Source organism: Janthinobacterium sp. B9-8 (assembly GCF_000969645.2).
In the GTDB taxonomy this organism is placed as follows: Bacteria; Pseudomonadota; Gammaproteobacteria; order Burkholderiales; family Chitinibacteraceae; genus Iodobacter.
The window spans coordinates 1,541,702-1,553,519 of sequence record NZ_CP014222.1 but is presented as its reverse complement, the minus strand read 5'-3'; the positions used below and the strand labels follow the sequence as shown (position 1 = coordinate 1,553,519).

General features: G+C 48.4%; 6 protein-coding genes, 1 tRNA gene and 1 pseudogene. 6 read left to right on the top strand and 2 right to left on the bottom strand.

The window, feature by feature from the left end:
* Positions 1-2 precede the first annotated feature (2 nt).
* The 5 genes and pseudogenes from VN23_RS07045 (at position 3) to VN23_RS07025 (ending at position 7,043) form a co-directional block, all read left to right on the top strand.
* Entirely contained in the window at positions 3-428 is a 426-nt protein-coding gene (locus VN23_RS07045; protein WP_046352196.1) for a hypothetical protein, read from the top strand.
* 62 nt (positions 429-490) lie between these two features.
* Positions 491-4,300: a hemagglutinin repeat-containing protein gene (locus VN23_RS07040; RefSeq protein WP_335339394.1), complete on the top strand. Its 3,810-nt coding sequence runs from the start codon at positions 491-493 to the stop codon at positions 4,298-4,300.
* Entirely contained in the window at positions 4,300-5,208 is a 909-nt protein-coding gene (locus tag VN23_RS07035; RefSeq protein WP_046351845.1) for a hypothetical protein, read from the top strand. The genes VN23_RS07040 and VN23_RS07035 overlap by 1 nt, the downstream gene beginning before the upstream one ends.
* Positions 5,209-5,306: 98 nt before the next feature.
* Positions 5,307-6,438: pseudogene (locus VN23_RS07030) on the top strand (hemagglutinin repeat-containing protein).
* A gap of 245 nt (positions 6,439-6,683) precedes the next feature.
* Positions 6,684-7,043, top strand: a complete 360-nt coding sequence (locus VN23_RS07025; RefSeq protein ID WP_046351846.1) for a hypothetical protein — start codon at positions 6,684-6,686, stop codon at positions 7,041-7,043.
* A 342-nt stretch (positions 7,044-7,385) separates the two neighbouring features.
* Here the strand turns inward: VN23_RS07025 and VN23_RS07020 are convergent, their stop codons facing one another.
* Positions 7,386-7,874, bottom strand: coding sequence for a polymorphic toxin type 30 domain-containing protein (locus tag VN23_RS07020; RefSeq protein WP_046351847.1), 489 nt, complete (start codon positions 7,872-7,874; stop codon positions 7,386-7,388).
* A 330-nt stretch (positions 7,875-8,204) separates the two neighbouring features.
* Positions 8,205-8,278 (bottom strand) — tRNA-Gly (locus tag VN23_RS07015).
* A 157-nt stretch (positions 8,279-8,435) separates the two neighbouring features.
* Here VN23_RS07015 and VN23_RS07010 point away from each other — a divergent pair.
* Positions 8,436-11,675 carry a S41 family peptidase gene (locus tag VN23_RS07010; protein WP_046351848.1) on the top strand — a complete coding sequence of 1,080 codons (3,240 nt, stop codon included), beginning with the start codon at positions 8,436-8,438 and terminating at the stop codon, positions 11,673-11,675.
* The last annotated feature ends 143 nt before the right edge of the window (positions 11,676-11,818 follow it).

Here is an 11,818-nt window from a genome sequence, read left to right as displayed (position 1 = left end):
TTATGAGGTTGGAAACTATTTCTCAGGAGTTGGCTGTTTTTATTAAAAAGAGCAGCATTGATGAGGGAGAGGCTGTTTTTTTTGCTGCATGCCAAGTAGCTATTGTTAATTTGGATGTTAAAAATAAACTAATAAATGATGTTTTTGAAGGAATGCTGAATGGTTCTATTATTTCAACTGATTTAGTGGCTGAACTTAGTGATTTTGCTCATGAAATGGATGAGAATTACTTTGATTTGTATGGTAAAGATAAAAGTCAAGCATTACAGTTTTTTTCATGTGCTCGAATTGCAACGGCGCTTGGATATATGCTGAAAGAGAAGAGTGTTTTTAATATAGCAGAAGCAATATATGAAGTCTTAATGTCGGAGAGTGAGCCGGATCGTGTTGTTGAATTCATTTTGTTGGGCTTTGTTAGGAAGAAATAAAAGGGAATCAATGTGGTCAGGTCTTGCATTAACATTAACTATTCTTAACTCGTGGTAACAGCCTGTCTGGTAATCGTATTGATTTCCAGACAGGTAAAGACATCAAAGTAAACGGCAGTGCCATTGCTGCGACGCAAGACGTGCAATTATTGGCAGGCAACGACGTTAAAATCACGGCGGGCACCAATAGTAGTAAGGACATTCACGATAAAAAAGAAAGTAAATCCGGCCTCTTTAGTGGCGGCGGGTTTGGCTTTACTTACGGCAAGCAAGAGCAACAAACCCATACCGATGCCGATGGCAGCATTCAAAGCCAAAATCGCAGTCTGGTGGGTAGCGAGCAAGGCAAGCTAACGATTAAGGCGGGCAATGCAATCCAGGTCACCGACAGTGATCTGTCTGCGCTGGCCGGGGATATGGTGATCCAAGGCAAGCAAGTCACGGTAGACCCTGGTCAGGATCGCCACCAAAGCACCGAAACCCAAACCTTTAAACAAAGCGGTATTACTGTTGCCTTCAGTGCGCCGGTACTGAGTGTGCTGCAAGCCGCACAAACAGTTGCCTCATCTGCTCAGCAGGGCAGCGAATCCAAAGATAGCCGTGTAAAAGCGCTATCGGTGGGCACGGCTGCGCTGGCTGCTAAAAATGGCATTGATGCAGCCAAGGCCGCGGCTGCAGATCCTTCTTCGGTGAGCGTGAGCATTACTTATGGCGAATCAAAATCGGAGAGTGTTACCAAAACCAGCAGCATCAGCCATAGCGGCAGCACTTTAAACGCGGGAGGGGATATTCAAATCTCGGCGGTGGGCGATAAAGCCAGCCAGCTAAATGTGCTGGGCAGCGAGATCAATGCCAAAGGCAATATCAAGCTGAAATCGGATGGCGATATTAACTTGCAATCGGCATTGGATGAGAGCGAGCAGCATAGCAAAAACAGCAGCTCCAGCTGGGGAGCCGGGGTAGCGATCACGATGGGCCAGGGCGGTGGAAGCTATGGCGTGACCGCCAACGGCAGTCTGAGTCGCGGCCAAGCCGATGGCAAAGATACCGCCCAGCAAAACAGCCATATCAACGCCGGTAAAATCCTGACGCTAGAATCCGGCAACGGCACCCGCGTAGAAGGGGCGGTAGTTAGCGGCAATAAAATCATTGCCGATATCGGCGGCGATTTAAAACTCGCCAGCCGCCAAGACACCAGCCAGTTTGACAGCAAGCAAAGCAGCGTAAGCGCCAGCGTAACGGTGGGTGTCGGTGTATCGGGCAGCGCCAGCATCAGTCAAGACAAAATGAAATCTGACTACGCGGCGGTGCAAGAACAAAGCGGCTTGTTTGCGGGCAAAGACGGCTTTGAGATCAAGGTTAAAAAGAATACCGACCTGAACGGAGCTGTGATCGCCAGCAAATCGGACGACAACACCCTCAGCACCGGTACGCTCACCCAAAAAGACATCAACAACCACGCCGAATATAGCGCCAGCAGCATCGGCATTGGCGGTGGCTTTAGCATGGGCGGGACTGAGAAAAAACCGGAAGACGGCAAAGCCCCAGGTGGCGATCAGGCCGCTGCCTCTTCTGGAGGCAAACTCTACGACGCAGGCCCAAGCGGCGTCACACCCACTGCGCCTGTCGCACTTAGCGCTGGGGACAATGGCACGAGCACCACCAAAAGCGCCATTGCCACAGCCAAAATCACCATTACCGATGAAGCCAAACAAAAAGAGCTGACCGGTAAAACCGCCGCAGAAACCATCGCCAGCCTAAGCCGCGACACCGATGGTGCGCAGCAACAACTCGCCAATGATTTTAAGCCTGAAAAAATCAACGAGCTATTCAGCGCCACCAAAACCTTCCTGCAAGAAGGCAACACCTTTATGGCAAACCGCACGGCCGAGGCGGATGCGGCGAAAAAGGCACTGGACGGCACAACGGCCAGCTTAAAAGCAGAACAAGCCAAGCCACAAGATCAGCAAAATCAGGCGCTGATCAGGCAGCTGAAAGATCAGGTCATTAGTCTGGACGGGCAAAAAACCGAAGCAGATAGATGGACGCCTGGTGGAGACTACGGCCGCGCCATGACCGCACTGCAAGCTGCCGTGGGTGGCAATGTCAGCGGTGGTGCAACAGGCCTGCTGCAAAACGCCTCTGTGGCTTACCTGCAAAGCTTGGGCGCTGAAAAAATCAAGGCGATTGCGAACACGTTCCAGGAAGAGGGCAAAGAAACTGCCACCAGCCAAAACGTCCGCGCCGCCCTGCACGCCATCGCCTCCTGCGCCGGAGCAGCAGTCTCTGCCAGCAACTGCAGCAGCGCCGCCGTGGGAGCCGCTTCCAGCGTCGTCATCAACAACGTCTTATCAGAAATTGAAAACACCAATGCAGATAATATGACGGCCAGTGAAAAGGAAAAACGTAAGAATCTGGTCGGCTCCATCATCACTGGCATTGTTGCGGCCACGGATGGCAATGCAGCGGCAGCGAATAATGCGGCGCAGATTGAGATGGAGAATAATTCTTTAAAGCTTCCTCAACTTAAGAGTTTTCATGCGGAATATGCCGCATGCAAGCCCAAAGATAACTGCAAAGCAATTGAGAAAAAATACCAAGAAATTGCCACAAAGCAGCTCATAGAAGTTTCGTCTTTATGCGCTAGTAATTTAGATGTATGTCGCTCCAAATATGGCGAATTAATGGAAAAGCGCTCAGAGATTTTTGCTGAGCTGGAGAAAATGCAAAAAGATCTGAACTTACCGAGCAGTATGATGTATACGCTTGGTGCATTGCGGATGCAGGAAAGCGATGCAATGGCCATGCTTTCATCGACTACTTTTGCAGAAACGATGAAGCAGAAGTGGGGAGTTACGCCTGAGCAAGCGGCTTTGATCGTTGCTACGATTTCTGGGGTTAAAAGCACTGCAAAATCAGTGCTTCCTAGTAAACCTTCTGTGCAGGATAGAGAAAACCCGCTGCTAGCTGACAAATCAGCGGAGTTGAAAGCAAACGAAGTAAATAAAACACCGGTAGGTTCATGTTTAACGCCTCCAGCTTGCTTTGTTGCTGGTACTCTGGTCGAAACCAGCGCAGGCCTAAAACCCATCGAAACATTTGTTGGTGGAGAGTTGGTTTGGTCCAGGAGCGATGAAACAGGTGAATATGGTTTCCGCCCTGTATTGGCAACAAAGGCAACTTCAGATCAAACGATTTACCACCTGCAAGTACGTAATAGTGCTGGGGTAGAAGAAAGCTTACGTACAACGGCAGAGCATCCGTTCTGGATTCAGGATCAAGGCTGGCTTAAAGCATCCTTACTTGCCGCCGATATGGTTTTATTGGATCGACTTAACAAGCCGCTTACGGTTATCAGCCTGAGCGTCGAGTCAGCCACAGAAACGGTATTTAATATCCAAGTAGCTGAGTTTCAGACTTACCATGTTGGTGAGTTTGGGGTGTGGGTGCACAATGCGGCATGTTGCGATCTTACTAATAGGTATGGTGCTATTCCCGCGAAGTGGGTTAATGCAGATAATAAGGTTGAATGGATGAATCCAGTGTCTGGTAAGCGAGAATTGCTTCCTGATGGCGTTAGTTTGGGTGTTGATCATATTCTTCCGCAAAACTATATTTTGAAAAAAATCCCTGATTTTTCTAAGCTTCCTCCAGAGGTTCAAAAATCATTGATAAATGACCAAATTAATCTGCAGCCAATAACTAGATCTGCGAATAGTTCTAAGAAAAGCACTGTTGAATGGATTGATGGTGGGTGGAAACACTTTAAAGGAGAACCTGTGCATCAATCTTATAAAGATTTTTTACTAGATGCGCAGCGGAAAATGGCGATTAAAATTGATGTAGAGCTGATAAAGCGAGGTTTGAAATAATGCACGAAAAATTTAATATGGACGGAAGTGATTGGCATTTATCAGGCTGCACTATCGAGGATGTACGCAATAAAAACACACGCATATGTACTCGCTATACTGAGGTTTCAAAAGAAGAACTTGATTATTTGCATGACAGTGGTGAAGCTGGATTAACGGAAATCGAATTTCTGAAGTTAGGTGGGAAAGAATGGATAATTGAGCCTTTAAAAAAACTTCAACCTAAAAGTTTTGCGGTACTGGAACAATATGCTTCGGAATTTATGGTTGGAATTCGGTGGTGGAATTATTTTGATGAGGATAATTTAGGGGTACGCGGATATTTTGATATAAAAGATCGTATTGTACATGTGGGCTATCCAAGGAGAGGAAAGCATGAGCAAGGAGAAGACTTAGATTGCATTCATGCGCTACCCGATGAAATATCTGGGTCATGGCTTTGGCGCTGTGGGGGATGGGGTATTCATCCAGATGCGTTGGGAAGTATCATGATCAACTCGCAGCTAGTTGGGCATCCAAACGGCGGATGGGAACCATTTGAAAATATTTTGGCGGGTTTCGATAAGAAATGGAAAAAAACATTACTTCCCATTGTAATGGAGAGATTGCCGAACGCCATTGAAACCCAATATAACCCTTATGATGGTAAACCTTATCAATGGACAGCTTTCCGATGTTTTTTAGATACCCGTCCTGAAGGCTTGTCCGGAAAGTGTGGTGATCAGTTTTTTGTAATTGATTCCAGCAGGGATAAGGTTGTTTATCATATTCATGATGGTGATGTGAAAAATATGCGGATATTGAAAAATCCGGCTGAAGCAATTGATGCTTACTGCGCGCACACTCTATTGAGAACTGAAGGACGTTTTGATTTCATGCCTTGGAGTCAGCTAATGGAGTTGAGTTGACGTTCTGTAGAGGCATTTATGGGTTAACTCCAAAAGAAGCCATCGAAAATTAGAACGGCTCCTGTTTTTGTGATGGGAGATGCTAAAGCCAGCTGATTGTGCTGGGCAGCGAGATCAATGCCAAAGGTAATATCAGGCTGAAATCGGATGGCGATATCAACTTGCAATCGGCGCTGGACGAGAGCGAGCAGCACAGCAAAAACAGCAGGTGCAGGTGTTGCCATTACCTTCGGGCAAGGCGGCGCCAGCTATGGCGTCACCGCTAACGGCAGCCTAAGCCGCGGTCATGCTGACGGCAAAGATACTGCCCAGCAAAACAGCCATATCAACGCCGGTAAAACCTTGACGCTGGAATCGGCCAACGACACCCGCGTAGAAGGCGCCGTGGTCAGCGGCAGCAAAATCATTGCCGACATCGGCGGCGATTTAAAACTTGCTAGCCGCCAAGACACCAGCCAGTTTGACAGCAAGCAAAGCAGCGTAAGCGCCAGCGTAACGGTAGGTGTGGGCGTGTCGGGCAGCGCCAGCATCAGTCAGGACAAAATGAAATCTGACTACGCAGCCGTTACCGAGCAAAGCGGCTTGTTTGCAGGCAAAGACGGCTTTGAGATTAAGGTTAAAAACAATACCGACCTGAACGGTGCGGTGATTGCCAGTAAGTCGGATGACAACACCCTCAGCACCGGCACGCTGACACAAAAAGACATCAACAACCGCACCGAATACAGCGCCAGCAGCATCGGCATTGGCGGTGGCTTTAGCATGGGCGGCACTGAGAAAAAACCGGAAGACGGCAAAGCCCCAAGTGGCGATCAGGCCGCAGCCCCTTCTTGTAGCAAACTCTACGACGCAGGCCCAAGCGGCGTCACTCCCACTGCGCCCGTCGCCCTTAGCGCTGGGGACAATGGCACGAGCACCACCAAAAGCGCCATCGCCACAGCCAAAATCACTATTACCGACGAAGCCAAACAAAAAGAGCTGACCGGCAAAACCGCCGCCGAAACCATCGCCAGCCTAAGCCGCGATACCGATGGCGCGCAGCAAAAACTCGACAACGATTTTAAGCCTGAAAAAATCAACGAGCTATTTAGCGCCACCAAAACCTTCCTGCAAGAAGGCAGCACCTTTATGGCCAACCGCACCGCTGAGGCGGATGCGGATGCGGATGCGGATGCGGATGCGGATGCGGCGAAAAAGGCACTGGACGGAATAATAACTGGGGTCAAATAACTGGAAATAACTGGGGTCAGAGTAAACTTAAATCCTCCTGTGTTCCATGCTCTTAATTTCAAGAAAAACCGGTAACAGAATACAGTTAGAAAAATAATTAGTTAAATTAAATATTAACTTGGCTTATAAAAAAACGGACCTGGAGTTCCGCATACTAGGTTTCAAACTCCCAGCAAAAAGTGTAGTAGGGCGTATATTCCCAGACTTAGTTACGGCAATCCAACCAACATGATAAAGACATCTAAATGAGATATATAGCGGATGATTTTATTGTTGAATCAAAAAAGCAAAGTATTTTTTGCGTTGAAATGGCAATATTGGACGCTGTTTATTTTAGCCGCTCATGCGAGGAAAAATTTTTTTCAAGAGGAGATACTCCTTTGTGGAGTAGGGTATCTTCTTTGAATAGTTCTTTGTATTTGCTAGGTGAAAAATGTATTTTTTCTAATTTTATTGGTAAGGATATTGTTGTTTTTTTTGAGCAGGACGTTGATTCTACTGTTTTTTTATTAAATGATTTTAAAGAGATGTCTTTGAGTGTTGAGGAGTTATTTGGATTCGTTTTTTTTGTATCAAACCTTGATATGGATTTTGCTATTTGTTGAAATGATCATGAGTATTTTATTAGACTGGGTGAGGTAAAGGTGTGGGTCGATGATTTGATTTATGCACGGTCAGTTGATTAAAAAAGATGTTATATGCCAAGATATTACAACTGTAAAGGAAGAGAAAACTGGGGACAGACCACGATTAAGAAATAATTGGTTAAATTAGCAGAGGCCTGTCCCTAGTTTTTATAAAGTGAAGCGATAGCAAGGAGCAACACAGTAGTAATAGCAGCACTAGCGGAGGTGTAAGCGGCATCTTTGCTGGCAAAGATGGCTTTGATTAGCTAATCATTTAAAGTTCTTTTTCCTGCGGGTATTGTGTGTTCCGGTCGGCGCGGGCTATGGATTGTTGATCACAATATGGCTAAGCCCGACTTTTAACGGCGTGTTACAGCGGCTCCAGAATGTAGGAGGCGTGTAATTGGCATGAGCGGCGGGAAAATCAGAAACCAGTTGGCGTGACATCATAAAAGCATTGCCACATTGCACGCGCATTGTCCACGCGCCTGCGCCAACATGGCCAGCTACAGCACCTGCATCTGGCTCGTGCCCATGTACCTGCCATTGCGCTCCGTTTGCATCTGTCCATCTGAATTTGAAGCCATATTGTGATCTTGGCTCAAATTCAAAAGTATTTTGTTGTCCGGCAGGAATGGCCGCAAGGATATTGGCGCAGGTGCCACCCCCGTCAATCTCGCCGGGCGTTAAGGGGTTTACATGCGCTTGTACCAGTAGCTCAAAATCGTATTGAGTTTGTGCCGTGGTTTTAACGGCCCCTGTGGGAGTCCACTGGTCTGTGCCAAACAGATCGGCTAAGCCTTCGGGCATATTCTATTCCTGCTTTGAATGCCCGCACAGATTGTGAGGGTGCGTAAGTGGAGGCCATATGTTCGTTTAAGGCTTATTAATTATATTAGTCATGATTAAAAATAATGGAGTAATAATTTGCGGGAAATCCGGAAGGGGATTTGAAGCGTGCAGCGCATTCGTTGGTTTGCCTCAGTAGGGGCAGATTACTAACTTGGGGCAAACCTGGGGCAAATCACCCTTGATTCTTCCTTACCAATGCCGTGTTTATGCTTTCCTGCGAAGGGCTTGAAGATGGCGTAAACACTCAGTAAAAAGCCCGGTTAAGGTGACTTAACCGGGCTTTGAATTTGGAGCGGGTGAAGGGAATCGAACCCTCGGCGCTAGCTTGGGAAGCTAGGGTATTGCCATTATACGACACCCGCTGTGTAATGCTGGCGTATTGTAAGTGGAGTAGGTGGTTTTTGCAAGCTTGCCTGACGTTAATATTTCTGTTCTTATTCTTGGCTCACTATGCTTCGCCGTGCATTTGCTTGAGTGTAAGCCACTTTCTATCTGACCTGAGAACCCTCCTTTCGCCTTATGAAGATTCTTTCTCTTGCCCTTGTTTTACTTGCCGTAGGTGCTGTTGCCAGCCCGGCTTATACCCGTTTCCCAGCGCTTATCCCTGATGCGGTGGTATTTACCGCAGAAGGCGATTTATGGAAAGCACCGCTTCAGGGCGGGCAGGCGCAGCGTTTGACGACGCATGCAGGGGCAGAGATTCACTCTGCGGTGTCGCATGATGGCAAGTGGCTGGCGTTTTCAGCCTCTTATGAAGGTGCCTTAGAGGCGTATGTGATGCCGATGGCAGGAGGCGTGCCCAAGCGGCTGAGCTTTGAAAATGGCACGGTCAATGTGTTGGGTTGGACAGCCGGGGGTGAGGTGCTTTTAAGCACGCAAAGCAGCACAGGGCCGTCAGCGCACCGGATTATTGCGGCCATTCACCCGCAGAGCTTACAGCGCAGAGTATTCCCCGTGGCGGATGCCAACGAGGCGGTATTGGATGATGTAGGTAAAACGCTGTATTTCACTCGCTATGGCTTACATCTAACCGGCGATAACGCAAGAAAATATCGAGGTGGGGCCAATGCCCGGCTCTGGCGCTTTGATTTACAAGCTAAGAGCGAAGCACAGCCCTTATTCCCTGATGATGGCAGCAATTATAAACGGCCCATGTGGTGGAAAAACCAGCTGTATTTTGTAAGTGATAAAGGTGGTGCTTACAATTTGTATACCACTTCGCACGGCGGCGGGATGCTGGCTTTAACGGCGCATAAAGATTGGGAAGTCCGCAATCCTAGCCTTGGCGATGGCAAGATTGTGTATCAGTTGGGGGCAGATTTGCGCGTGCTGGATTTGGCAGCCAAGCAGGATCAGCTTTTAAAAATTGATTTGCTTTCTGATTTTGATCAGCAGCGTCAGCGGCAGATTAAATCTCCGCTGGATAATCTGACGCATATGCAGCTGGCGGCAAAAGAAGAGCGGACTTTGTTTACGGCGCGTGGCCGTTTAACCATTGCCGGGCTAGGGCTGCAAAGGCGGGTTGATCTGCCTGTGCCCGATGGCGCACGAGCTAGCGAAGCGGTGTTTTCGCATGACGATAAATCGGTCTATGCCCTTGTGGATACCACGGGTGAAAATGAAATCTGGCAATTTGCAGCCAACGGCAGTGGCAAAGGTGAACGGCTGACGCAGGATGGCGGCGTGCATCGCTGGGCTATTTACCCATCACCCGATGGCAAATGGCTGGCGCATAGCGATAAACGTGGCCGCTTATGGTTGCTGGATTTGCAGAGCAAAAGCAATGGGGTGATTGATGATGCATCCGTACTGGGCATAGACAGACACGATGCCGTGGTTTGGTCGCCCGATAGTAAAACGCTGGCCATTGTGCGGCCCAATAGCAATCAGCAACGTGAGCAAATTGGCTTATATAGCCTAGAAACAAAGCGGCTGGCATTTGTAAGTAGTGATCGCTATGAATCGGCGTCGCCGGTGTTTTCGGCAGACGGGCGCTGGTTGTATTTTATTTCTAATCGCAACTTTCAAGTCAGCAACCGCTCGCCTTGGGGCGATCGTAATATGGGGCCGGTTTTTGATAAGCGCGGAGGAATCTATGCCTTGGCACTGCAAGCGGGGAATCGTTTCCCGTTCAAAGCGGATGACGAGCTGGTGAAGCCCGAAGCGGATGCCAAAGACGATAAAAAAACGGATAAAAAAGCCAGCAAGCCGGAAGTAAAACCGCTACCTGCTATTCAATATGCGGGGCTGGCAGAGCGCTTGTACGAGCTGCCTGTGCCTGCGGGCAATTATCGTGACTTGGCGCTTGACGATAAGTTTATTTATTTTCTGGAGCAGGAAGGTGATAAGACGAACCTGAAAACGATCTCTATCAGTAAAACCGCGCCGCAAACCGAGCTATTTGCCGCAGGGGTAAAAAACTTTCAGCTTGCCAGTGATAAAAAGCATTTGTTTTATCAAGCCGCTGCCGGTGGGTTTTTTATTGTAGATGCAGGGGCGAAGCAGCCCTCGGATATTAGCAAGGCCAAAATAAAGCTGGATGACTGGAGCTTTAGAAGCGATCCGCGGCAGGATTGGCAACAGATGTTTGCTGATGCTTGGCGTATGCACAGGGATTTTCTATTCGACGATAAAATACGCGGCGTGGCATGGCTGAAAATGCGCGAAAAATACGCTCCGCTGGTTGATCGTGTCAGCGATAGGGCCGAGCTGAATGATGTGCTTGGGATGATGGCGGCAGAAATAGGTATTTTGCATTCGCAAGTGACTCCTGGCGATATTCGTAAAGGTGTTGCCGATGGCGTGGCGGCTGGGTTAGGCGCAGTTCTGCTTCGCACGCAAGAGGGCTATCGAGTTGAGCATATTTATCATAGCGAGGCCGAGCTGCCTGCCCAACGCTCGCCACTGGCTCAGGCAGATGTTGATGTAAAAGAAGGCGATGTGATTACTGCGGTGAATGGCCGAAAAGTACTGGAGGCGAGAGATATTTCTGATCTCTTGCTTAATCAGGCAGATAAGCAGGTTTTGCTACAAATTAAACGCGCTAAAGCCATGCACGAGGTGATTGTTTCGCCTGTGAATATGGATAAGCAAAATAATCTGCGTTATGGCGATTGGGAGCAAAGCCGCAGCGAGCGGGTGAATACGGTATCTAAAGGCAAAATCGGCTATCTACATTTGCGGGCGATGGTGGCACAGGATATCGGCAGTTTTGCCCGCGAGTTTTACGCCAATATTAATCGGGACGGGCTTATTATTGATGTGCGCCGTAATAATGGCGGCAATATCGATAGCTGGATTATCGAGAAACTGCTGCGTAAAGCTTGGGCGTTTTGGGCCAGCCCCCTGCGCCAGCCTTACACCAATATGCAGCAAACTTTCCGTGGGCATCTGGTGGTGCTTGTTGATGAGCTGACTTATTCCGATGGTGAAACCTTCGCTGCCGGGATTAAAGCACTTAAATTAGCGCCACTTGTGGGTAAACGCACCGCAGGTGCGGGCGTCTGGTTATCCGATCAAAACCGCCTTGCGGATAATGGCATGGTCCGTGCGGCAGAAAACGGCCAGTTTGCTATCGAGGATGGCCGTTGGTTAATTGAAGGCGTGGGCGTCACGCCCGACATAGAAGTCGAAAACCTGCCCCACGCCACTTTTAAAGGCGAAGACCAGCAGCTGGAAGTCGCGATCAGCATCCTTGAGAAAAAACTCAAAGAACAGCCTGTGTTGCCGCTGAAGCCTCAGACGATTACACCGTTTTAATTTCTGGCATTGAATCTGCCTTTGCTAGGAGAGGCATACTCAACTCTGTAATTGTATTCGTCGTGCAGGGTGCTAAGGCCCGCAAGCAATGCTGAAGAAATTCGGGTTGCACCCATCCTACGAATGACAATATGCCTGCGCTA

What these genes read in the sequence shown, in the direction of transcription:
- VN23_RS07045 (WP_046352196.1), top strand. Translation starts at nt 3, where the DNA reads ATGAGGTTGGAAACTATTTCTCAGGAGTTGGCTGTTTTTATTAAAAAG.
- VN23_RS07035 (WP_046351845.1), top strand. Translation starts at nt 4,300, where the DNA reads ATGCACGAAAAATTTAATATGGACGGAAGTGATTGGCATTTATCAGGC.
- VN23_RS07025 (WP_046351846.1), top strand. Translation starts at nt 6,684, where the DNA reads ATGAGATATATAGCGGATGATTTTATTGTTGAATCAAAAAAGCAAAGT.
- VN23_RS07020 (WP_046351847.1), bottom strand. Translation starts at nt 7,874, where the DNA reads ATGCCCGAAGGCTTAGCCGATCTGTTTGGCACAGACCAGTGGACTCCC.
- VN23_RS07010 (WP_046351848.1), top strand. Translation starts at nt 8,436, where the DNA reads ATGAAGATTCTTTCTCTTGCCCTTGTTTTACTTGCCGTAGGTGCTGTT.